Annotated in this window: 25 protein-coding genes; 11 read left to right on the top strand and 14 right to left on the bottom strand. The window is 67.7% G+C overall.

From position 1 onward, the window contains the following. Positions 1-1,817 (bottom strand): efflux RND transporter permease subunit (locus tag TBU01S_RS16345; RefSeq protein WP_157659177.1); only part of this gene is annotated, 1,817 nt, incomplete at its 3' end. A gap of 11 nt (positions 1,818-1,828) precedes the next feature. Beyond that, positions 1,829-3,022: an efflux RND transporter periplasmic adaptor subunit gene (locus tag TBU01S_RS16340; protein ID WP_068638060.1), complete on the bottom strand. Its 1,194-nt coding sequence runs from the start codon at positions 3,020-3,022 to the stop codon at positions 1,829-1,831. A gap of 201 nt (positions 3,023-3,223) precedes the next feature. Between TBU01S_RS16340 and TBU01S_RS16335 the strand changes: the two genes are divergently transcribed. The 3 genes from TBU01S_RS16335 (at position 3,224) to TBU01S_RS16325 (ending at position 4,669) form a co-directional block, all read left to right on the top strand. Further along, entirely contained in the window at positions 3,224-3,868 is a 645-nt protein-coding gene (locus tag TBU01S_RS16335) for a TetR/AcrR family transcriptional regulator (protein WP_068638058.1), read from the top strand. A gap of 163 nt (positions 3,869-4,031) precedes the next feature. Next, positions 4,032-4,178, top strand: a complete 147-nt coding sequence (locus TBU01S_RS16330; protein WP_245650944.1) for a 2OG-Fe(II) oxygenase family protein — start codon at positions 4,032-4,034, stop codon at positions 4,176-4,178. Beyond that, positions 4,163-4,669 (top strand): Fur family transcriptional regulator, encoded by a 507-nt coding sequence (locus TBU01S_RS16325; protein ID WP_068638054.1) that lies wholly within the window; start codon positions 4,163-4,165, stop codon positions 4,667-4,669. Before TBU01S_RS16330 ends, TBU01S_RS16325 begins: the two co-directional genes overlap by 16 nt. 47 nt (positions 4,670-4,716) lie before the next feature. On the opposite strand, the gene TBU01S_RS16320 is transcribed toward TBU01S_RS16325, so the two are convergent. Then, on the bottom strand, positions 4,717-5,793 hold the full coding sequence (locus TBU01S_RS16320; RefSeq protein WP_068638052.1) for a metal-dependent hydrolase: 1,077 nt from the start codon (positions 5,791-5,793) through the stop codon (positions 4,717-4,719). Positions 5,794-6,163: 370 nt separating this feature from the next. Between TBU01S_RS16320 and TBU01S_RS16315 the strand changes: the two genes are divergently transcribed. The 4 genes from TBU01S_RS16315 to TBU01S_RS16300 all read left to right on the top strand — a co-directional run bounded on the left by TBU01S_RS16315 (position 6,164) and on the right by TBU01S_RS16300 (position 8,908). Beyond that, positions 6,164-6,946: a PEP-CTERM sorting domain-containing protein gene (locus tag TBU01S_RS16315; protein WP_068638050.1), complete on the top strand. Its 783-nt coding sequence runs from the start codon at positions 6,164-6,166 to the stop codon at positions 6,944-6,946. A 165-nt stretch (positions 6,947-7,111) separates the two neighbouring features. Next, on the top strand, positions 7,112-7,801 hold the full coding sequence (locus TBU01S_RS16310) for a CsgG/HfaB family protein (RefSeq protein WP_068638047.1): 690 nt from the start codon (positions 7,112-7,114) through the stop codon (positions 7,799-7,801). 31 nt (positions 7,802-7,832) lie between these two features. Continuing rightward, positions 7,833-8,207 (top strand): DUF4810 domain-containing protein, encoded by a 375-nt coding sequence (locus TBU01S_RS16305; protein ID WP_068638045.1) that lies wholly within the window; start codon positions 7,833-7,835, stop codon positions 8,205-8,207. An 11-nt stretch (positions 8,208-8,218) separates the two neighbouring features. Beyond that, the gene (locus TBU01S_RS16300; protein WP_068638043.1) at positions 8,219-8,908 is read left to right on the top strand and encodes a DUF799 domain-containing protein; all 690 of its coding nucleotides are present in this window, start codon (positions 8,219-8,221) and stop codon (positions 8,906-8,908) included. A gap of 14 nt (positions 8,909-8,922) precedes the next feature. On the opposite strand, the gene TBU01S_RS16295 is transcribed toward TBU01S_RS16300, so the two are convergent. The 3 genes from TBU01S_RS16295 to TBU01S_RS16285 form a co-directional block, all read right to left on the bottom strand. Continuing rightward, a complete protein-coding gene (locus tag TBU01S_RS16295) occupies positions 8,923-10,206 on the bottom strand; it encodes a TRAP transporter large permease (RefSeq protein WP_068638041.1) in 1,284 nt (427 codons plus the stop codon). Next, positions 10,203-10,700, bottom strand: a complete 498-nt coding sequence (locus TBU01S_RS16290) for a TRAP transporter small permease (RefSeq protein WP_068638039.1) — start codon at positions 10,698-10,700, stop codon at positions 10,203-10,205. Before TBU01S_RS16290 ends, TBU01S_RS16295 begins: the two co-directional genes overlap by 4 nt. 105 nt (positions 10,701-10,805) lie before the next feature. Then, positions 10,806-11,837: a DctP family TRAP transporter solute-binding subunit gene (locus tag TBU01S_RS16285; RefSeq protein ID WP_068638037.1), complete on the bottom strand. Its 1,032-nt coding sequence runs from the start codon at positions 11,835-11,837 to the stop codon at positions 10,806-10,808. A gap of 179 nt (positions 11,838-12,016) precedes the next feature. Here TBU01S_RS16285 and TBU01S_RS24560 point away from each other — a divergent pair, with 179 nt between their 5' ends. Both TBU01S_RS24560 and TBU01S_RS16270 read left to right on the top strand, forming a co-directional pair. Beyond that, positions 12,017-12,958: a DJ-1/PfpI family protein gene (locus tag TBU01S_RS24560; RefSeq protein ID WP_217999648.1), complete on the top strand. Its 942-nt coding sequence runs from the start codon at positions 12,017-12,019 to the stop codon at positions 12,956-12,958. Between the two features lie 3 nt (positions 12,959-12,961). After that, the gene (locus TBU01S_RS16270; protein WP_068638032.1) at positions 12,962-13,390 is read left to right on the top strand and encodes a TA system VapC family ribonuclease toxin; all 429 of its coding nucleotides are present in this window, start codon (positions 12,962-12,964) and stop codon (positions 13,388-13,390) included. Positions 13,391-13,396: 6 nt separating this feature from the next. Here the strand turns inward: TBU01S_RS16270 and TBU01S_RS16265 are convergent, their stop codons facing one another. Together TBU01S_RS16265 and TBU01S_RS16260 are read right to left on the bottom strand one after the other, a co-directional pair. Further along, positions 13,397-16,564: an AAA family ATPase gene (locus tag TBU01S_RS16265; RefSeq protein ID WP_068638030.1), complete on the bottom strand. Its 3,168-nt coding sequence runs from the start codon at positions 16,562-16,564 to the stop codon at positions 13,397-13,399. Then, a complete protein-coding gene (locus TBU01S_RS16260) occupies positions 16,561-17,736 on the bottom strand; it encodes an exonuclease SbcCD subunit D (protein ID WP_068638028.1) in 1,176 nt (391 codons plus the stop codon). The genes TBU01S_RS16265 and TBU01S_RS16260 overlap by 4 nt, the downstream gene beginning before the upstream one ends. 190 nt (positions 17,737-17,926) lie before the next feature. Between TBU01S_RS16260 and TBU01S_RS16255 the strand changes: the two genes are divergently transcribed. Continuing rightward, the gene (locus TBU01S_RS16255; protein WP_068638026.1) at positions 17,927-18,238 is read left to right on the top strand and encodes a BON domain-containing protein; all 312 of its coding nucleotides are present in this window, start codon (positions 17,927-17,929) and stop codon (positions 18,236-18,238) included. Positions 18,239-18,383: 145 nt separating this feature from the next. Continuing rightward, a complete protein-coding gene (locus TBU01S_RS16250; RefSeq protein ID WP_068638025.1) occupies positions 18,384-19,751 on the top strand; it encodes a CHASE3 domain-containing protein in 1,368 nt (455 codons plus the stop codon). A 21-nt stretch (positions 19,752-19,772) separates the two neighbouring features. Here the strand turns inward: TBU01S_RS16250 and TBU01S_RS16245 are convergent, their stop codons facing one another. From TBU01S_RS16245 to TBU01S_RS24845, 6 genes are all read right to left on the bottom strand, one after another. Further along, entirely contained in the window at positions 19,773-20,174 is a 402-nt protein-coding gene (locus TBU01S_RS16245; RefSeq protein WP_068638024.1) for a response regulator, read from the bottom strand. Positions 20,175-20,195: 21 nt separating this feature from the next. After that, on the bottom strand, positions 20,196-20,831 hold the full coding sequence (locus TBU01S_RS16240; protein WP_068638022.1) for a response regulator: 636 nt from the start codon (positions 20,829-20,831) through the stop codon (positions 20,196-20,198). Between the two features lie 35 nt (positions 20,832-20,866). Then, a complete protein-coding gene (locus TBU01S_RS23170; RefSeq protein WP_083953669.1) occupies positions 20,867-21,031 on the bottom strand; it encodes a DUF1328 domain-containing protein in 165 nt (54 codons plus the stop codon). A gap of 80 nt (positions 21,032-21,111) precedes the next feature. Beyond that, on the bottom strand, positions 21,112-21,309 hold the full coding sequence (locus TBU01S_RS16235; RefSeq protein WP_068638020.1) for a CsbD family protein: 198 nt from the start codon (positions 21,307-21,309) through the stop codon (positions 21,112-21,114). Positions 21,310-21,389: 80 nt separating this feature from the next. Continuing rightward, entirely contained in the window at positions 21,390-21,689 is a 300-nt protein-coding gene (locus TBU01S_RS24555) for a hypothetical protein (protein WP_217999649.1), read from the bottom strand. A gap of 141 nt (positions 21,690-21,830) precedes the next feature. Then, the gene (locus tag TBU01S_RS24845; protein WP_157659175.1) at positions 21,831-22,475 is read right to left on the bottom strand and encodes an ankyrin repeat domain-containing protein; all 645 of its coding nucleotides are present in this window, start codon (positions 22,473-22,475) and stop codon (positions 21,831-21,833) included. Positions 22,476-22,514 lie beyond the last annotated feature (39 nt).

Here is a 22,514-nt window from a genome sequence, read left to right as displayed (position 1 = left end):
TTCTCGTTCTGCAGATAGTGCTGCTCGACCTTTTCCAGCACTTCCAGCGTGCGCTCCTGCGTCGCACCGGCCGGCAGCATGATCTGGTTGAACATGATGCCCTGGTCCTCTTCCGGCAGGAAGGACGTCGGCATGCGTACGAACAGCAGGCCCAGCACGACGACGATGGCGACGTAGATCGCCATGAAGCGCACGCTGCGCTTGAGTATGCCGCCCACCGCCCGCTCGTAGCGCTGGGTGCCGTTGTTGAACTTGCGGTTGAACCAGCCGAAGAAGCGTCCGAACAGGCCGCCTTCGCCGTGCTCGTGGCCCTTCTCGACCGGTTTCAGCATGGTCGCGCACAGCGCCGGCGTGAACACGATGGCCACCAGCACCGACAGCGCCATCGCCGAGACGATGGTGATCGAGAACTGGCGGTAGATCACGCCGGTCGAGCCGCCGAAAAAGGCCATCGGCACGAACACCGCCGACAGCACCAGGCCGATGCCGACCAGCGCGCCGGTGATCTGCTTCATCGAACGCTTGGTGGCCTCCTTGGGCGGCAGGCCTTCCTCGCTCATCACCCGCTCGACGTTCTCGACCACGACGATGGCGTCATCGACCAGCAGGCCGATCGCCAGCACGATGCCGAACATCGTCAGCGTGTTGATCGAGAAGCCGAACGCCGCCATCACGCCGAAGGTGCCCAGCAGCACCACCGGCACCGCGATGGTCGGAATCAGCGTGGCGCGCAGGTTCTGCAGGAACAGATACATCACCAGGAACACCAGGATGACCGCTTCGACCAGCGTCTTTACCACTTCCTGGATGGAAATCTTCACGAAAGGCGTGGTGTCGTAGGGCACGACGTATTCCACCCCCGCCGGGAAATAGCGCTGCATCTCGTCGAGCCGCGCACGCACGGCGGTGGCGGTTTCGAGCGCGTTGGCGCCCGACGCCAGGCGGATGCCGACCCCGGCCGCGGGCTGGCCGTTGAAGCGCGCCACGGTGCCGTAGTTCTCGGCGCCGATCTCGACCCGCGCGACGTCCTTCAGGCGCACTTCGCCGCCCTGCGTGCTGCTGCGCAGCAGGATGTTCTCGAACTGGCCGACGGTCTGCAGCCGGCTCTGCGCGGTGATGGTCGCGGTGAAACCCTGGCCCGGCACCGCCGGCGTGCCGCCGAGCTGGCCCGCCGACACTTCGGCGTTCTGCGCGACGATGGCCGCGCGCACGTCGGCCGAGGTGAGCTTGTAGTTGGTCAGGCGGGCGGGATCGAGCCAGACCCGCATCGAATACTGCGAGCCAAATACCGTAACCTCGCCCACGCCGTCGACCCGCGACAGCGGGTCCTGCACCGAGGCCACCAGGAAGTCCGACAGGTCGGTACCGCCCAGGCTGCCATCCTCAGACACGAAACCGATCACCATCAGGAAGTTGCGTGCCGACTTGGCGACCGTGACGCCCTGCTGCTGCACCGGCAGCGGCAGCAGCGGCAGCGCGGTCTGCATCTTGTTCTGCACCTGCACCTGGGCGATGTCCGGGTCGGTATCGGCGGAAAAAGTCAGCGTGACCGAGGCCTGGCCGTACGAATCCGAGTTCGAGTTCATGTACAGCAGGCCGTCCAGCCCGGTCATCTTCTGCTCGATGACCTGGGTGACCGAATCCTCGACCGCCTTGGCCGATGCGCCCGGATAGCGGGCGTTGACGACGATCGCCGGCGGCGCGATGGACGGATACTGGGACACCGGCAGTTCGAGGATGGACAGCGCGCCGGCCAGCATGATGACGATGGCGATGACCCACGCGAAGATGGGCCGGTCGATGAAGAAGCGTGCCATGAGCCGCTACCTCACTTCGCTTCAGCGGCCGGCGCCGGCGCGGGCGCGCTGCCCGCCTCCTGCGCCTGCACCTGCACGCCCGGGCGCACTTTCTGCAGCCCTTCGACGATGACGCGCTCCCCGGCGGCAAGCCCGCCGGTCACCACCCAGTTGGAACCGATCGACTGCGCCGTCTGCACCGTCCGCGCCTCGACCTTGTTCTCGGCGCCGACCGCCATCACCACCGCGTTGCCGAGCGGATCGTGCGACACCGCCGCATGCGGTACCAGGATGGCTTCGTTGCGCATGCCTTGCGGCAGGCGGGCACGCACGTACATGCCGGGCAGCAGCACGCCGTCCGCGTTCGGGAAGCGGGCGCGCATCGTGACGCTGCCGGTACCTTCGTCGACCGTCACCTCCGACAGCGCCAGCCGGCCTTCGGCGCCGTACTCGCTGCCGTCCTCCAGGATCAGCTTCACCGGCACGTCGCCCTTGGCATTGGCCTGCAGGCGGCCGGCCTCGACTTCGCGGCGCATGCGCAGCATTTCGACGCTGGATTGGCTCAGATCGACGTAGATCGGGTCGAGCTGCTGCACGGTGGCCAGGGCCTGCGCCTGGTTGGCGGTGACCAGCGCGCCCTGCGTGACCGCCGAGCGGCCGATGCGGCCGGCGATCGGCGACTTGAGCTGGGTGTAGTCGAGATCGATGCGCGCCTTGTCCAGCGCCGCCTTCGCCGCCGCGACTTCGGCCCTGGCCTGTTGCAGCGCGGCCTGCGCGTCGTCGTTGGCCTGCTTGCTGACCGCCTCGATCCTGACCAGGCCGGCATGGCGCTCGGCCGTCAGGCGCGCCGCTTCGGCATTGGCCTGCGCTCGCGCGAGCGCCGCCTTCGCACTGTCGAAGGTGGCCTGGTAAGGCGCGGGATCGATGCGGTACAACACCTGGCCTGCCTTGACTTCACTGCCTTCATTGAAGGCGCGCTGGGTGACGATGCCGGAAACCTGCGGGCGAAGCTCCGCGATCAGGTAGGGGCTGGTGCGGCCGGGCAGTTCGGACACCATCGGCACCGCTTCGGTCTTGACCGTCAGCACGGTGACGGCAGGCGCCTGCGGCGCGCCCTGTGCCGAAGCGCCCCCTTGCTCTGCACCGCCGCCGCAGGCGGCGAGGAACAGGGTGCTCAGCGCAAGCACGACAGCGGGCTTGATGACGGCGCTATTGATTCTCTTCATTGGAGCCTCGTGATTCGAGGAACAGGATCATCGCCGCGTTTTTCCATTCCGCTTCGACCCCGCCCCTTAGAAGGGTTATTCTAGATTGAACGCTCATTCTATGTTAGCCTTTGCTGCACCGCAAGGAAATTGCCCGCGACAGCGAGACAAAAGCAGCGGAACGAAAATTTTCCGGGCGCCAGGCCCACGGCAGACAAATACATGCAGAACACGGATACGACGCCCTCCACCGACGCCTCGCGCGCCGCCGCCCGCCGCCAGCAGATTCTGTGCGCCGCCGCGCGGTGCTTCCGTGAACATGGTTTCCATGGCGCCAGCATTGCCAAGATATCCGCCATCGCGGGCATGAGCCCCGGCCACATCTACCACTACTTCGAGAACAAGGAAGCCATCATCGCGGCGATCGTCGCGCAGGACCTCGAAAGCCTGCTGGAGATGACGGCACAGTTCCGTGCGGCATGCAACGTCCGCGCCGCGCTGATCGAACGCGCCGCCGAAGGCGTCGTCAGGCAGCTCGACCCCGACGCCGCCGGGCTGAAGCTCGAGATCGTCGCCGAGGCCGCGCGCAACCCGCGCGTGGCGCAGATCGTCAACGAGGCCGACATCATCTGCAGGCGCGAGCTCGCCATCGTCATCGGCGACATCCGCCGCCGTAGCGGCCACCAGGACAGCCCCGCCGCCATCGACGGCATGGTGGAGGTGCTGGCCTGTCTTTTCGAGGGGCTGCTCCAGCGCACCATCCGCAACCCCGGCCTCGACCGCGACAAGGTCACGCAGCGCATCCAGATCGCCATCGACGACCTGCTCAACCAGCCCGGCGAAGACGCACTCGCGGCACGTCCATGAACAAACACCCGCCCTGGCGCCGGCCGAGGTGGGCGGATGAGGCGCCGGCACGAACCGGCGCGTTCACGGCACGGCACGCTCGGACGCGAAAGTGCGCCACGCTCCGCCTGAGGCGGCTGGCGATTTCCTCCAGCGCCTGGCTTCCTTCTTCTGGACGCGGAGCATGGTCCAGGACGACGCAAGGCGCGCCATCCTGTACGACCTCGACAACAGCATCCAGCGGCTGGCCACCCGGACGGAGAACACCGACGAGGTCAACCGGCTCTCCGGCACCTATCACAACCTGATACGACAATGGGCGCAAACCTGATGATGCCGAGTCCGGAAACCCGCATACCTTCCCTGGTCCACAGTAACGATTCGACCAACGCCGCCATCAACGCCGTGCGCAAGGCCGGCGTGTCGGTCACCGTGCCCCGCCTGGCGGTATGGACGGTGCTGGCCCAGGCCGATGAACCGCTGCAGCCCTACGACATCCAGGCCCGCCTCAACGAGAACGGCATCACCCTGTCGCTGTCGTCGATCTATACCGTGCTGAAGCGCTTCGTCGAAGCCGGCGTGCTGACGCTTCACGCCATCGACGCCGGAAAATCCCACTATTCGCTGGCCGAGAAGGACTTCCGCCAGCACATCCTGTGCGAAGAATCCGGCCGCGACTACTGGCTCACCGACGAAGTGCTGAACGAGGCCATCGAAGAATTCTGTCGCCGGCACGGCTTCGAACCGACCACCTACTCGCTGAGGGTGAAGGCGAGACCGCTGGACTCGGCGGGCGACGCGCGCAAGACCCAGCCGACCTGAGCGGCCCACGCCGAAACATCCCCGGCACACAGGAGAAGGGACGATGTTCAGTCCATCACCCAGCGCGGGCCACCGGGTTCGCGCTCGAACAGGCGCCAGCCGCCTTCGCGGCCGCACAGCCCGTAGCGGAAAGGTGTCTCGTCGCGGCCCGGGGTGATGAAGCGCAGGTCGACGAAGTTGGCGCAGAACTGGCCGGATGGCCCGTTCTCGGCATGGTCGAGCACCGGGAACATCGCGAACCAGCGGAAGAAGGCGAAGTCCTCGGCGCTCCAGACCTTTTCCGCGAGTTGACGCACGCCATTGTCGCCGAAGCGCTCGCGCACTTCCCACTGCGCCTGCGCCACCGGCAGGTAAGGCGCGGAAAAGCGGCGGATGAAATTGTCGTCCGCGCTGGCGAGCAGGGGTTCGCTGCGGCGGGTGTTGAGATGGGCGTAGTGGTAGCGCTCGCCGTCGAAGACGATCGCCGTCCAGTTGAAGGGCGAGGCCGGACGTGGCGCGGCATCGACCAGCACGGGCCGGATGCCCTGCCGCTCGGCATAGGCATGGGCCGCATCGATCGCCTCGCTGCGCCCGGTGGCCTGGACGCCGATCCAGCCCGCCAATGCCACCAGTGCCAGCGCCGACGGCACCCGGCTGTGCCGCCACAGCGCGCTGCCGAGCAGGCCGGCGACGATGATCCCGGTCAGCGGCAGGTCGATGATGAAGCTCGTCCCCCAGCCGAAGCGGCGCTCGGACAACGGCGCGAGGATCATGGTGCCGAACTGGGTGATGAGATCGCCCAGGATGTGGATCAGGATCGCCGCGCAGACGACGACATACAGGCTGCGCCAGTCCGGCCCGCGGCGGCCGCCACGTTGCCAGAAGCGCGACAGCAGCCAGGCGATCAGCAGCCCCCACAGCGGCAGCAGCAACAGCGAATGGGTGACGCCGCGATGGCCGCGCAGATAGGTCAGCTCCGATACCCAGCCGAGGACGAAGTCGAAGTCGGGGAAAGTCGCTGCGACGGCGCCGGCGACCACCGCCTGCCAGGGCCTGGGCAGCGGCGCGGCTGATGCCGGCTTGCCGCGCGGTGCCAGCAGGCGCCCCGCGAGCGCACCGGAAAGTGCGTGCGTCAGCGTATCCATGCTGCCTCCCGCATGATGGATGCGCCCTGCGCCAACACCGATTTCTTCATCGCTCCTCCTGATGACGGCAAGCCGTCCGGCCACCGCGGCAATACCAACTCCGGCACCTGCGTCACGCCGCTTCTCCGGGCACGCGCCCAGAGTTCGAGCGCATCGTGCGTGACAAGTTGCGCACGGAACATGATTCAGCACGGATTCCCGTGCGCGGCGATGCGTGGACTGTGCCGTTCTTCCTTATATCCGCCGGACGGAATGGTCCAGAATTGCCATTAACAGCCTATTTATCAATTTTCACTTCAACGCGAACATCGCGCGGAGCATGAGCTACCCGGATGAATGTTCAGCACGTCCTTGCCAAGGAAGCCACTCGATGATCAAGACTCGCATTCTCGCACCCGCCCTGCTGGCCGTCTCGCTGGCAGCCGCCTCCACCACCGCTGCGGCAGCCTTCGTGGTCACCTACGAAGAGGCGGGCGTGACCAGCACCACCACTTCGTTCAAGCCGGGCTCCAATGCAAAGGGCGAGGAGATCGTCGGCGTCGAGCGCTTCGATTCCTTGTCGACCGGCGTCCATGGAATCCATGTCTCGAACTTCGGCAATGATGATCTCGGCATCATCGGCACCTACCACGGCGTGAATGTCCAGGCCGCCGACCAGTTTGGCGGCGCAAGCGGCCGCGGCAACTACGCGGTCTCCGGCATCAACGCCACGTCCGGCTATTCGATCTCCTTCAACCAGGATCTGACCTATTTCGGCTTCTGGCTGTCCGCACTCGACGGCGGCAACCAGCTATCCTTCTTCAGCAGCGGCACCGAAGTGTTCTCCTTCAGCGCCAATGACGTGTTCGGTCTGGTGTCCGGCAAACCGGGCTACCACGGCAACCCGAACGAGGGCTTCCGTGGCCAGAACCGCGGCGAGCCCTATGTCTTCCTGAACTTCTTCGCCGACGACGGCTTCAGCTTCGACGAGATCGTCTTCAGGCAGACCACCCCGGGGGCAGGATACGAATCGGACAACCATACGGTCGGCATCTGGAAGGAACAGTCCGGCACCATGGTACCGAGCTCGCAAGTGCCCGAGCCCGGCTCGCTGCTGCTGTTGATGGGAGCGGTGCTGGGGGCCGCAGCCACCCGCCCGCTCCGGCGGGTCTGACGGTCCGAAGCGGGCGGGATCCGCATCCGCACCCGGCTGCAGAAAACGCCTGCAGCCGGAAAACGGGCAGCCGCCACCAGATGAGAACAAGTTCCTGGCTTGTCGCCCGCCCTTTGCGACATAATCGCGCATCGTTCCATTTGACATAATCGGAAGCCATCCTCCATGCGCGCCCTTCCCCTTTCCCGCAAGTTCGCTGCCGTCTGCGCCCTGAGCATCGGCGCCGCCCTCCTCGCCGGCTGCGCCACCGAGCAGCACCGCACGCTCGAAGTCCCCAAGGTCGCATCGGTCGCCACGCCCTACACCGGCCAGCGCAGCCTGATCGCGGTGGGCAAGTTCGACAACCGTTCGAGCTTCATGCGCGGCATCTTCAGCGACAACGTCGACCGGCTCGGCAGCCAGGCCAAGACCATCCTGATCACCCATCTGCAGCAGACCGGCCGCTTCAACGTGCTCGACCGCGACAACATGGCGGAGATCAGGCAGGAAGCCGAACTGTCCGGCGCTGCGCAGAAGCTCAAGGGCGCCGCCTACGTCATCACCGGCGACGTCGCCGAGTTCGGCCGCAAGGAAACCGGCGACCGCCAGTTGTTCGGCATCCTCGGCCGCGGCAAGTCGCAGGTCGCCTACGCCAAGGTCAACCTCAACATCGTCGATGTCGCCAGCTCGGAAGTCGTCTTCTCCACCCAGGGCGCCGGCGAATACAGCCTGGACAACCGCGAAGTCGTCGGCTTCGGCGGCACCGCCAGCTACGATTCGACGCTGAACGGCAAGGTGCTCGACCTCGCCATGCGCGAGGCCGTCAATCGGCTGGTCGAAGGCATCGAAGCCGGCGCCTGGCAGCCTGCCCACTGACCCCTCCGTTACCACGACGACCAAGCCTGCGATGAAGTCCCGCACCCTCGCCCGCCTCGCGGCCGCGCTGCCGGCTGCGGGCCTGTTGCTGCTGGCCGGCTGCGCCAGCGGCAACAGGCATCAGCCTCTCTACTACTGGGGCGAATACCAGCCCGCGCTATACGGCCACTTCACCAAGGAACAAGGCCCGCAGGAACAAATCGCCGCGCTCGAGGCCGGGCTCGAGAAGGCCCGCGCCAGGAGCCTGGCGGTGCCGCCGGGCTACCACGCGCACCTGGGCATCCTGTACGCCGAAAGCGAACAGCCCGACCAGATGCTGCGGCACTTCGAGGCCGAAAAGATCCTGTATCCGGAAAGCGCCGCCTACATGGACTTCCTGATGCGCAAGGCCGTCAAATCCGACTGAGATCCCGATCGATGCATCCCACGACAGCCGGCCGCCTTCGCCTGAAGGCCGGCCTCATCGCCGCATTCACGGCCTTGCTCGCCACCGGCTGCGCCACGCAGCAGGCCAGCTACGACTATTCGGCCTTCAGGCAGAGCCGGCCCGCTTCCATCCTGGTGCTGCCGCCGCTCAACAGTTCGATGGAGGTCGAAGCCACCTACAGCATGCTGTCGCAGGTCACGATGCCGCTGGCGGAATCGGGCTATTACGTGTTCCCGGTCAGCCTGGTCGACGAAACCTTCCAGCAGAACGGCCTGCACAACCCGGGCGAGATGCACGGCGTGCCGCTGGCCAAGCTGCACGAAATCTTCGGCGCAGACGCCGCGCTGTACATCAACATCGAGCAGTACGGCACCAGCTATGCCGTGCTCGCCAGCGAAAGCCGGGTCACGGCGCAGGCGCGCCTGATCGACCTGCGCACGGAACAGACGCTGTGGCAAGGCTCGGCGACCGCTTCGAGCGCCGAAGGCCGCGACTCGGGCGGCGGCCTGATCGGCATGCTCATCACCGCGGTGGTCAATCAGATCATCGAGAGCAGCACCAACCGCTCGCACCCGATCGCCGGCATCACCAGCCACCGCCTGCTGTCGGCCGCCATGCCCAACGGCATCCTGTACGGCCCGCGCTCGCCGAAATACGAACTGGAAGCGACGCCGCGCTGAGCGCGGCGCCCTCTTTACAGGTAGCCCAGCTGTCCGGGCAGCCACAGCGCGATCTGCGGGAACACCACCATCAGCGTCAGCGCGCCCAGCATCGCCAGCAGCAGCCAAGTCACCCAGCGGAAAGTCTCCTCCATGCCGATGCCGGCGATGCGCGAGGTGATCATCAGCGACACCGCCATCGGCGGCGTGAACTGGCCGATGGCGAGGTTGATCGTCATCATCACGCCGAACCACACCAGGTCCCAGCCCATCGCCACCGCGATCGGCACCAGGATGGGCAGCAGGATCAGGAAGATCGAGATCGCGTCGAGGAACATCCCCGCCACCAGCAGCAGCAGGTTGATCGACACCAGCATCATCCATTCGCTCGAATGCAGCCCGACCAGCGCCCTGGCGGCGACGTCGAAAATGCCCAGCGTATTGCCTGCCCAGGCGAACACCGAGGCGATGCCGATGACCATCATCACTACCGCCGACAACTCGCCGGCATCGACCATGATGCGGAACAGCCCTTTCAGATCGATGGTGCGATACACCACCATGCCGACGAAGATGCCGTAGGCCACCGCCACCACCGCCGCCTCGGTCGGCGTGAACAAGCCGGTGCGCAGGCCGCCGAGGATCACCACCGGCGCCAGCAGGCCCCAGATCGCATCGATGAAGCTCTTGCCCAGCGGCGGCCGCTCGGCCTTGTAGCCACGGCCGAAGCCGTACTTGCGGCTGATCAGGATCGCCGGCAGCAGCAGGCTCAGCGCCGCGAGCATGCCCGGAAACAGGCCAGCGGCGAACAGCGCCGGCACGGTCGCGGCCGGCACCATCACGCTATAGACGATCAGCGCCACCGAAGGCGGCGTCACGATCGCGGTCGAACCCGAGGCCGCGATCAGGCCGGCCGAAAAACCCTTGGGATAGCCGCGCGCCACCATCGATGGCAGCATCACCGCCGCCACCGCCGCCGCGTCGGCCGGGCCGGAGCCCGACACGCCGCCCAGCAGCATCGACACCAGCACCGCGACCACCGCGAGCGAACCCGTCCATTCGCCGACGATGGCGGTGACGAAGCGCACCAGCCGCACGGCCACGCCGGAACGCTCGAAGATCATGCCGGCCAGCACGAACATCGGAATCGCCAGCAAGGGATACTTGGCAATACCGGCGTAGATGTTGGTCGGCACCGCAAGCTGGTCGAAGCCCGCCATCGCCAGCACGACCACGCTCGCCACCCCCAGCCCGACCGCCAGCGGCACGCCGGCCAGCAGCAGGAGCATGAACACCCCGATCAGTACCGTGCCGGTCATGCGCGCCTCCGCAGGCGCTTCACCACCAGGCGCAACACCAGCGTCGCCGACAGCACCGGCATCCACACCGTGTACCACCACTGCGGCACCCCGAGCGCCGGCGAGGTTTCCTCGAAACGGTACTGGTCCCAGGTCAGCAGCCCGGCATACCAGGCGATGAAGGCGAACAGGCTGGCCGTGGCGGCGAAGGACAGCCAGTCGAAAAAGGCCCGCGCCCGCGGCGACATGCGATCGACGAAAAAGCCCACGCGGATGTGGCGGTCGAAGGCAAAGGCCACCGAGGAACCGAGAAAGGCGACCACGATCATCAGCGCGATCGAGAACTCCTCGGTCGCCGCAAAGGACTGCGACGTGAAGTAGCGCACCAGCACGTTGCCGAAAGTGACCAGCATGATCAGCGCCATGGCGATGCCGGTCAGGATCTGCTCGATCGCATAGGACGGCGGAGCGGCGGCCTCTGCCTCGGCAGGCGGCACTTCTACTTCGATACTCATCGTGTGAAACGGTCCATCAACAATGGAAAAAAATCATGCGGCCAGCGTCCGCCCCGAACGGGACGAAGCTGGCCGCACATCGGCCCGGCAGGGCCGGGACTGCACTCAGCGCTTGGCGATGTCTTCCTCGGCCTGCTTGACCAGGTCACTGCCGACGCGGCCGGCCCATTCCTTGTACACCCCGGCCGTCGCCTGGCGGAAAGCGTCGCGCTCGGCATCGCTCAGGCGCACCACGGACACACCGTTGGCCTCAATCTCCTTCAGCAGCGATTCGTCGTCCGCCGAAATGCCGGCGCGGGCGCGGGCGATCTCCTCGGTGGCGGCCTGCTGCGCCGCCTCGGCAACCAGCTTGCGGTCGGCTTCGGTCCAGTTGCTCCACACTTTCTTGTTAACCACGAAGATCAGCGGATCGGCAACGTAGCCCCACAACGTCAGGTGCTTCTGGCCGACGGTGTGCAGCTTGGCGGCATTGAACACGGCCAGCGGATTTTCCTGGCCATCGACAGCACCCGTCGCCATCGCCGGCTGCGCATCGGCCCAGCTCATCTGCGTGGGATTGGCGCCGAGCGCATTGAAGGTGGCGAGGAACAGCGGCGAACCGACCACCCGCACCTTCATGCCCTTCACGTCCTCGGGCGTGCGGATCGGCTTCTTCGAGTTCGACACCTCGCGGAAACCGTTCTCGCCCCAGGCCAGCGGCACCACGTCGCGCGCGGAAAGAATCTCGAACATCTTCGCACCGACCCGGCCCTGGGTCAGCGCATCGATCGCCTTGTGGTCCGGCATCAGGAAGGGCAGCGCGAACAGGTTCAGTTCCCTCACCTGCGGCGACCAGTTGATGGTCGAGCCCACCGCCATGTCGATGATGCCCTGGCGCAACGCGGTGAATTCCTTGGTCTGGTCGCCCGACACCAGCGAGGTGCCCGGATAGACCTTGACCTTGATCCGCCCCTCGGTCTTCTCGGCCACCAGATCGGCCCAGCGCTGCGCCCCCCAGCCCCACGGGAAGGCGTCGCCGAGCACCGTCGACAGATTGTATTCGTCCTTGTACTGCTGAGCCGTGGCCGGCATCGACAGGCCGAGCGCGGCCGAAGCGAACAAGCCGGCGATGAGGGCGGTGAAGCGGCGTTTCTGCATGGGATGTCTCCGTTTCTGGTTCTTGGGGCAAGGCCCGGCGGCGGAGCCGGCGCGAGGGAAGGGGCGATTCTACAAACCGGGGGGCTTTGCGGCCAGCGCAAAATCGCGTGCATGGGAGAGGTGACACCCTTCACGCACCAAGGCAGGCGCCCTGCGCGAAATCTGACCAGCCCGCTTGCTTGCACAACGAGCTGGACTCGCTGATCGCGCTCGGCATCCTGCGGCTGGCCGCCCAGCCTGCGTGGCGGGTATCGATCGCCAGCCCCGCCCGCCGCGTCACGTCGATGAACGGCGTGGCCGTCGAGGCGCAGGCGACACTCGCCGACGCCGCCACCGCCGACGCGGTGATCGTCGGCAGCGGACTGGCCACGCGCAGCATCGTGGACGATCCGGCGACGATGGACGCGCTGCGCTTCGATCCGGCGCGGCAACTGGTGGGCGCGCAGTGCTCCGGCGCGCTGGTACTGGCGCGGCTGGGCCTGCTGGGCGACGTGCCCGCCTGCACCGACCTCACCACCCGGCCCTGGGTACAGGCGGCCGGCGTCCGCGTGCTGGAGCAGCCCTTCTTCGCGCAAGGCAACGTCGCCACCGCCGGCGGCTGCCTGGGCGCGCAATACCTGGCGTTCTGGATGGCGGCCCGCCTGGGCGGCATCGGAGCGGCCGAACGCGCCCTGCCATTACGTCGCGCCCGTCGGCGAAAAGGACGAGTGCATCACGCGGGCGCTGCGGAATGTGGTGCCGTACCTGCCGCCCCATCAGCACATGCCGGCCTCGGCATGAGTCGGCATCGAGAGCGGCTTGCGTTCATGATGCTTGATGTTTTAGCATCAAACATCAAATCTGCAATGAGAGGCATCCCCATGCGCACTACACTCGACATCGCCGACGACGTGCTGTTCGCTGCCAAGGAACTGGCACGCCGGGAGAAGAAACCGCTGGGCCAGGTGATCAGCGAACTGGCGCGCCGGGCCTTCGCCCAGCCGGCCGGCACTGCCAACGCTCCAACGCTGCCGAGGCTTGCCGAGCCGCTTGCCGCCTATGGCATCCATCCGCTACCGCCGCGTGGCGCGGTAATCAGCAACGAACTCATCGACCGACTGCGCGACGAAGAAGGCATTTGATCGATGCGCGCCCTGCTCGACGTGAATGTGCTGATCGCGCTGCACGACAGCGACCACGTGCATCATCAAACCGCATCCGGCTGGTTCCAGGCGCATATCCAGCACGGCTGGGCCAGTTGCCCGCTCACGCAAAATGGCTGTCTGCGCATCATGGCCCAGCCGGGCTATAGCCAACCGCAGCCCCTGGCTGCCCTGATGGCGATGCTGAGCCGCTCCACATCCACCCCGTTCCACACATTCTGGCCGGACGACATCAGCCTGCTGGACGTCGCCCGCTTCAACCACGCCCACATCCACAGTCCCCGCCAATTGACCGACCTGTACCTGCTGAGTCTGGCCATACGCCACAGCGGGTGCCTGGTCAGCTTCGACAGGCGCATTCCGCTGAGTGCCGTACCAGGCGCCCGAGCGGAGCATCTGGTATTGCTGTGATCGACGCTACCCCATGGAAGCCGGTCCGATCCGCACATCCTCCAGGATGAGCGGACCAGCGCTCTCCACCCCCACCATCCGCACCCTGCTCCCCCTCACCCCCTGCACCACCTCGATCGCCACGCCGATCTGCTGCTTCATGTCCTCGACGTGCGAGATCACGCCCACGCTGCGGCCGCGCTGCTGCAGGTCGATGAGGGCGCGCATGGCCATGTCGAGCGATTCGGGGTCGAGGCTGCCGAAGCCTTCGTCGATGAACAAGGTGTCGAGCTGCACGCCGCCGGCGTAGGCCTGGACGACGTCGGACAGGCCGAGCGCGAGCGACAGCGAGGCCATGAAGCCCTCGCCGCCGGACAGCGTGCTGGCCGGGCGGGCGCGGCCGGTGTAGTCGTCGAACACTTCCAAATCCAGCCCGGCGGCGCGGCGGCCGTCGGCGACGTCCTCGCGCCGCTGCAGCAGGTAGCGGCCGCGGCTCATCGCCTTCAGCCGCAGCGAGGCGGCACGCAGCACATCGTCTAGCAGCGCGGCGAGCACGTAGCGCTGGAAGGTGAGGTTGCGGCCGTTGTCGCCGTTGGCGACCTCGGCCAGGCGGCCGACGACGCGGTATTCGGCTTCGATGGCGCCGTGCTCGCGGGCGATTTCGTCCAGCAGTGAAAGCGTGCGGGCCAGCTTGTGCTGCTCGCTGCGGTTGTGGGTGATGCGGGCGACGGCTGCTTCGACCTGTTCGCGGCAGGCGGTGGCGCGGGCGTCGAGTGCGGCGAGGTCCGGCGCCGTCAGTCCGGCGATGGCCTGCGCGGCGCGCTGATTGCGCGCCTGTGCGGCGGCGAGCTGTTCGTCGGCGCTGCGGATCTGCTGCGCGAGCGCGTCCATTTGCGCAGCGGGCAGCACGGCCGCGCGCCATGCGGCTTCCGCGCCATCCGGCTCGGCGCTGCCGAAGCCGGCGGCATGCAGCGCATCGGCGAACTGGGCGGCGGCCTCGGCCACGCGCGCTTCGGCTGCGCCAACCGCCAGGGCCTGGGCATCGCGCTGTGCACGCTGCGACGCATCGTGGTTCAGCGCTTGCCGCTGTGCTTCCTGGGCGGCCTGCAGCGCGGCATCGAGGCGCTGGCGCGTGGCCCGCGCCGCCGCCAGCGCGGTGCCGAGCGCCTGCGGCGAGCGCAGGGCCTCGGGCACCGCGCCGCGCCTTTCCTCGGCCACGCGCAAGGCGCCTTCGGCTACGCTGGCGGCCGTTGTAGCCTGCTTGCGCGCGTCGTCGAGCGCGGCCTGGGCAGCAGCCAGTGCGGTCTCGCTTTGCTGCAGTTGTCCGCGCGCTTGCTCGACTTCGGCCGCAGCGGCACGCGCAGCCTGCAAGGCTGTCCGCAATGCGGGCAAGTCCTCGTCGGCGCTGGAGCCGAACAGATCCTGCTGTAGCTGATCAGCGGCAGCGCCTCCGTGCAGCGCAGCCTGGCGCGTGTTCACTTCGGCCTGGGCCGCGGCGCGTTTCTGCGCGGCATCGTCCCGCTCGTGGCGGGCGGTTTCCATCGCGGCTTCGGCCGCACGCAAAGCATCGCGCGCCGCCTGCAAAGCCTGCTCGGTGGGCAGTTCGCCGTCGAAGCGGGCCGGCGACGGGTGCGAGGCGCTGCCGCACACCGGGCAGGCCCCGCCGTCGTGCAGATGGTAAGCAAGGATGGCCGCCTGCGCGCGGCGCCAGTCTGCGTCCAGTGCCTCGAAAGCCTCGCGCCGGCGCAGCATGTGCTGTTGCGCCGCCTCGAACGCCTGCCGCTTCGCCTCGTCCAGCGCCTGCGCCTGCTTCAGTTGGCCGACGCTGGCGGCAAGGCGGGCCTGCGCCTGTTCGCGCTGCTCGGCCTGCTGCACGCGCAGGCCCAGTGCCGCCGCCTGCGCGGCCTGGGCCTGCAAGGTGTCGATGCGGCCGGCAAGCTGGCTGCGCTGGCCGTCGAGGGCCTTGCAGGCGGCTTCCGCCTGTGCGAGCCGCGCATCGGCGGCGGTGCGTTCGCGCTGACGGGCCTGCAAGGCGGTTTCCGCTTCGGCAAGGCGGGCGACGGCATCGAACAGGGCTTCGAGCCGCATCTGTTCGCGTTGCGCGGCTTCGCGCTCGTCGCCGCGCGCGGCCTCGGCCTGCAGCGCCGCATCTGCCCTGAGCAATGCTTCGGCCGCCTGCTCGGCGGCTTCCGCAGCCTGCCGCGCGCGCTGGCCGGCTTCGGCCGCGGCGCTGCGGGCGGCCGACAGCGCAGTGGCGGCCGGCGATACCTGTTGCGCACGCCGGGCATCGTTCAGGCGCTGGCGCCGGGCATCGATTTCCGCTCGCCCGGCCGTCAGCACGGCAAGCGCGGCGGCGGCGGCCTGCGCTTCGGTGAAACGGGCCGCTGCCGCCTGGCCTTGCTGCAGCGCTGCGCGGGCGGCGGCATCCGCTTCGCGGGCGGCTTTTTCCTCTGCTTCCAGCGCCGCCAGCGCGGCGCCGAGGGCATCCATACGGGCGGACAGGGTTTCGGCCGATTCCGCCTCGGCCTGCTGCAGCAAGGTGTCGCGCCGCAGGCGGGTCTGCTCGCCGCGTTCGCGCAGCGCAGCGGCTTCGGCTTTCAGCGCGTCCTGCAGGCGCTTGTAGGCGGCGGTGCCGAACAGGGTTTCGAGGATCCTCTCGCGCTCGGCCGAACTCGCCGCCAGCAGCTTGCGGAACTGGCCCTGCGGCAGCAGCACGACCTGGCGGAACTGCTCGGCCTTGAAGCCGAGCAGGGCTTCGACCTGCTGGGTGACTTCGGTGGTGCGTTGCGCCAGCGGCTGCCAGCTCCGGCCGTCGCTGCCTTGGTCGTCGACGGCGAGGCGGAAGAGTTCGGCCTTGGCCGGCGCATCGACCATGCCGCCCCCGCGCTGGGCCGCGCGCGTCTGCTCCGGCACCCGGCGCACCCGGTAGCGCTGGCCGCCGAGGGCGAATTCCAGTTCGACTTCGGTCTGCAGCGCGGCGTCGGCGTGGTGGCTGCGCATTTCGCGCGCGCTGCGCTCGCCGCCGGAGGTGTCGCCGTACAGTGCGTAGGTGATGCCGTCGAGGATGGAGGTCTTGCCGGCGCCGGTGGGGCCGGCAATCAGGAACAGCGCGCCGGGCGGCAGGCGGGTGAAATCCACCGTCTCGCGCCCGGCGAAGGGACCGAAGGCCTGCAGCGAGAGCTTGAGCGGCTTCATGCGTGGCGCGCCTCCCGTTCCAGGCGCTCGGCGATGCGCTCGAGCACGGCCGCGCCCGCTTCGTCGAGCGCCTGGCCGGTGGTGTCGCGATGGAAGCTGGCGAACAGATCCTGCATGCGCACGCGGCGATGGTCCGCCGCCGCCCGCCCCGGCCCGTCGCCGGCCAGTTGCGGGCGCTCGATGGCGAGCGCGTTGGGATAGACGCCGCGCAGCCGGCCCATGGCGTCGAGCAGCGCGCCGCTGTCGGTGAGGCGGGCGAGGATGTAGTCGTCCCGCGCCGGATCGGCCGCGCCGCCGGCGAGGATGGCGTCGAGCTGGCCTTCGACGATGCGCAGGTCGCGGCGCGGCGTCAGCGCGATGCGTTCGACCGTGCAGGCGCCTGCGGCATCGAGTTCGACCAGGTTCACCGACTTCGCGTGATCCGCCTCGGAAAACGAATACTTGAGCAGCGAGCCGGAATACTGGATGCGCGCCTGCCCCACTTGCTGCGGCCGGTGCAGGTGGCCCAGCGCGACGTAGTCGAAGCCGTCGAACAGCGCCGCATCGACCGCGCCGCTGGCGCCGACCGACAGCGGCCGCTCGGATTCGCTTTCGCTGCCGCCGAGCACGAAGGCATGGGCGACGACGACGCTGCGCGCGCCCTGCGGCTGCGCCGCGCGCGCGGCCTGCAGTTGCACCGCCAGTACGGCCTGGTGGGAATCGATCGCGGGTGCGGTATCTTCGGCGTCTTCACTGTACCGGCCGGCGACCGCGCTGCGCACGACGGCGGGTTCGGCATAGGGCAGCGCATGGATCGCGACCGCGCCGTGCTCGTCGTGCAGCACTAGCGGCCGCGCCTGCGGCTCGAACGGGCCGCGCACCGTCAGCCCGGCGCCGCCCAGCAGGCCGGCGCCGAAGGCGAGGCGGTCGGGGCCGTCGTGGTTGCCGGCGATCATCACCACCGGAATGCGCAGCCCCTGCACCAGCTCGGTCAGCACCAGGTCGAGCAGGCGCACCGCCTCGGCCGGCGGCACCGAACGGTCGTAGATGTCGCCGGCCAGCAGGATGGCGTCGGGCCGCATATCGGCGGCAAGGCGGACGAATTCGCCCAGGATGTGGGCCTGGTCTTCGAGCAGCGAAACGCCGTGATGCACACGGCCGAGATGCCAGTCGGCGGAATGGAGGAAGCGCATGGCGGCTGGAGCGTTCGGATGAATGCCGGATGGAAATGCGGGGCGGCTGACAGAATCGTCCTACAACGCAATCCGCGCTGTCGGACAGCGCCGGTATGGCCCCGAGGATACATTTGAATCGCACCCGCAGGCGGGAATGAAGCCCGTCGCGGATATCCGAGAGAGCCCGCGAATACCAAGGAGACGCATCATGAAGCATACCGCCGCCACGCTCGCCCTGTCCGGTCTGCTCGCCTTCACTGCAGTCGGCTGCGCCGTCACCCGCGACCAATCCACCGTCGGCCAGTACGTCGATGACGCCACCATCACCACCCGGGTGAAAGCGAAGTTCGCCGAAGATCCCACCGTCAGCGCCATGGCGATCAGCGTCGAGACGCTGAAAGGCACGGTCCAGCTCTCCGGCTTCGCCAAGAGTGCCGCCGAACGCAGCCGCGCCGCCGACATCGCGCGCAACACGCCGGGCGTGCATGCGGTCAAGAACGACATCGCCATTCGCCCGTAAATCCGTGTCGGGGCATGCGCAAGCAAGGGGGAGCAATCCCCCTTCTTGCCATGGTGCGCCATCAGGGTATGGCCCGTCTGGCCGATGCGGCGGGCATCCGCTATAACATCTCCACGATCCGACACGCCACTTGCCGAGACGCTTCTTGCCCCGCCTGCCTTCCCGCCTGCCGCGCGCTTCCACCTTGCTTCTACTGGTGGTGCTGGTGCTCGGCTTCGTACTGGGGGCCGTCTGGCTGATGGCCGCGCAGCACCACGCCGAAACCAGCCGCGACGCGCTGCAGAAGCTGCAGCAGCAATCGAGCCGCGTCGCCCATCTCGACAGCCTGCTGGTGCATCTGCTCGATGCCGAGTCGGGCGTGCGCGGCTTCATCCTGACGGGTGATCCGGCCCACCTCGCCCCCTACCGGGACGGCAGCGCCGACATCGACATCACGCTTGCCGCGCTGCGGGCCGAAAGCTGGCCGGACGCCGCCCAGCGCGACACGGTCGAACAGCTGGCCACGCGGGTCGAAACCCGCTGGGCGCTGCTGGCACGGGCCATCGAACGCAGCGCCGGCCCGGAAACCGACGACGGCACGGAAAGCGGCAAACAGATCACCCACGACATCCGTGCGCTGATCGAAACACTGCGGTCGCAGACGATGGAGCAGATCCACGACACCATCCTGGCTTCGTTCGACAACCTGGGGGATGCGCGGCGGACCAACACCGTGCTCGGCATGGGCGTACTGGTGCTGCTGGCGACGATCATCGTGCTGCTTTGCCGGCAGGATCGCCTGAGCGAGCGGCTCGAGATGCTGCTGCAGTCCGAGAACGAGCGCCTGCAGTCCGTGGTGGAAATGCGCACCGCCGCGCTGAGCAACCTGGCCACTTACCTGACCAACACCCGCGAGGCAGAGAAGGAGCGCCTCGCCCGCGAGCTGCACGACGAGCTCGGCTCGCTGCTGACCGCGGCGAAGATGGACGCGGCCTGGATTGCACGCAAGCTGCCGGCCGAAGCCATCGCCCCGCTGCGCGAGCGCTTCGACCGCCTGCTCGATACGCTGGGCCAGATCATCGCGATCAAGCGCCGCGTGGTCGCCGACCTGCGCCCGCCGCTGCTGTCCGACCTGGGCCTGGTCGAAGCGCTGCGTTCGCTGGCGCAGCCGGGAACGGGGGACGAGGACGGCGGCCGGATCGAGCTGGACCTGCCCGACACCCTGCCCGACCTGCCGGCGCCGGTGTCGCTGGCACTGTACCGGATCGCGCAGGAGGCGCTCACCAACATCCGCCGCCACGCCCAGGCCACGCACGTCCGCCTGAGCCTCGCCGCAGAGGCAGACCGCATCGTGCTGAAGGTGGAAGACAACGGCACCGGCTTCGATCCGTCGGTCCGCCAGCCGATGCGCCACGGCCTGACCGGCATCGCCCACCGCGTGCAGATGCTGGCCGGCCAGCTCGACATCGACAGCCGCCCCGGCCGCGGCACGCGCATCGTGGCGCGCATTCCGCTTGCGGCGGCGGAGCGCTGAGGGCAGCTCGCCGAGGGCGGTTCAGTGCCTCGCGGCAGCACTCTGGATGAATTCGAGCAGTTCGTCCATCTGAAAGGACTTGTCGAAGAAGTACTCGACGCCCAGCCCCTTGCAGCGGGCCCGCAGCGCGCTGTGCCCGTAGTTGGAAAACACCACCGCGCGCGGACTGCCGTAGCGCTCCGGCTCGGCCTGCAGGCACGCTAGAACGCCAAGACCGCTGCCCTGGCGCAATTCCAGGTCGACGATGACGACATCGGCCTGCTGCCGTTCGAGTTCGGCCACGGCCGCTTGCTCGCCATCGGCATCGGCCACGACCTCGACGCCGTCGAGCTCGTTCAGCATGTCGCGCAACATCGCGCAGAGGATCGGTGAATCCTCGATCAGCACGACGCGCAGCGAAGAAGAAGACGCAGAGGCAGCCATGACGTGAAACCGGTCATTCGATCATTCGAGAATCAGCCCATGGCGCAGGGCATAGGTCGCCAGTTCGGCGTTGCTCGACACCTGCAGCTTTTCGAGCAGGCGCGAGCGGTAGGTGCTGACCGTCTTGACACTGAGATTGAGCACCGCGGCGATGTCGGACACGGATTCGCCGCGCGCGAGGCGCAGGAACACCTGCAGTTCGCGGTCGGACAGCTTTTCGTGCGGCGCGCCGCCGCCACCGCCGGTCAACTCCTCCGCCAGCAGTTCAGCCGTGCGGGGCGAAAGGTAGCGCCGGCCCTGGGCGACGGCATGGATCGCGTTGATGAGGTCCTCGCGCGAGCAGTCCTTGCACAGATAGCCGTCGGCGCCGTTGCGGATCATCGCCAGTGCGTAGCGTTCTTCCGGGAAGCCGGACAGCACCAGGATGCGCAGCTTCTCGTAGCGCTGGCGCGCCGCACGCAGTACGTCGATGCCGCTCTGTCCGGGCAGCGACAAATCGAGCAGCAGAACGTCCACCTCGTGCTCGCGCAGGCCCTGCAGCGCCTCCTCGCCGGACGCCGCCTCGAACGGGAAGGCGAAGCCCAACTCATCGGCGAGCATCTCGCGAAAGCCCGCGCGCACGATCTGGTGGTCATCGACGATGGCGATGCGCAGCATGTCGGTTCATCCGGTCGAAGTTGATCAAACTTGAGTCAGCGCCCCCTGAGGAGGTTGACGACGAAACTGGCAATCGCCATCACCAGGAAGACGACGAACAGGATCTTGGCGATGCCCGCCGCGCCGGCGGCGATGCCGCTGAAGCCGAACAGGGCCGCGATCAGGGCGATGACGAAGAAAACGACTGCGTAGTGAAGCATGGTTTTCTCCTTGCAGGTCGGGAAAACCACCGGATGCCCGCCCGCAAGCGGGAACCCGGCGACCAAGGAAGTCCTCGGGCTCAAAGACGGCTTTGCCAGTCCTTGACCTGCTTCTCGGCCTCGTCGCGGCTGATGCCGTAGCGTTCCTGGATGCGGCCGGCAAGCTCGGTGCCGCGGCCGGCGATGACGTCGAAGTCGTCGTCGGTGAGCTTGCCCCACTGCTGCTGGACCTTGCCCCTGAGCTGCTTCCAGTTGCCTTCGATGATGTCCTTGTTCATGGCTGCTCTCCTTGGGGTTGAGGGTGCTGCTCGATGCCTGAGCACGCCCTCACTGTAGGCGAGGCCGTCCACGCTCCCCATCAGCCCGATCCGAAAGCCGCGTCGGACGATTCCGACAACCGGCCGCCATCACTCGCGAGATCCGGCGACCCTGCTCCAGCACTGCGACGGCACCAATCCAGGCCGGCGCGCACCTCCGCGACGACACGCCGTACCGCCTCGACAGCGGCCAGGTGCTGCGCGTTCCGTGCGACCACGGCAACAGGATGGCCTGCCTTGCCGAAGCGGCGGCCGCCGCCGAGTTCGCCCGCCTCGGCCCCGATGGCACGACGGTCGAGCACATCGCCAAATCGGCCGGTGTGAACAAGGAACGGGTACAACTACTTCGGCGACAAGCGGGCGCTGTTCTCGGCCGTGCTGCGCAGCGAACTGGCCAAGGCTCGACGATGTGGCTGGTGCCGACACAGGGGGCCGTGAGCACCACCGCCCCCGGCAAGGTCATCGCCTGCTGCGCGCTGCGCTTACCGGGTAGCCTGCTTGATGAGTGCCTTGATCTCTGGATCTTCGGCGCTTTCCTGCAGGCTTTTCGCCGCGTTCTTGGAAAGCGTTGCGCCCACATCCACCAGTGCCTTGGCCGCATCGAGGTTGCCCACCAGCAAGGCCATGCTCAAGGGCGTGTAGCCTTGGGTGGTGCGCTCGGAGTGGTTGGCCCCGGCCGCCACGAACGCCCGGATCACCTCGCCATTGCAATTCTGCGCAGCCGAGACGATGGGCGGCAGCATATCCGGTTGTGGTGGCCGCATCGTGGCGCCCGCCTCTGCCAGCGCCTTGACCAGTGCCACCGAATGCTCGGGTGCAACCCGTGCCTGGCAAGTCATCGCAACAAAGCGCATGACGGGCCCAAGCCCCTCTGCCTCGGTGCCATTGGGATCCACGCCCACCGCCAGCATCGCACGCACCTCGTCTACCCGGCCGTTCATGATGGCGCCGGGCAGGTTGCCTGCCACCGCATACACCTGATTGGCATCCAGATAGGCTTGCGCCTGCGCCTGCGACATGGGCTGCGCAAGCACGTTGGCTGCGGCAAGCGCAAGCGCGGCCGTCGGGCTGGCAATCAGGCAGCACCGCAATACGGCGGCAACAGGTTTGCGTGACTTCGCTGGCATGGTTTTTTCCTTCTTCAATCGTTTTGGATAAGGCCAATA

It is taken from the genome of Thauera butanivorans NBRC 103042 (assembly GCF_001591165.1).
In the GTDB taxonomy this organism is placed as follows: domain Bacteria; phylum Pseudomonadota; class Gammaproteobacteria; order Burkholderiales; family Rhodocyclaceae; genus Thauera; species Thauera butanivorans.
Note: the sequence above shows the minus strand (reverse complement) of the source record. Positions and strands in the feature narration are given on the sequence as shown.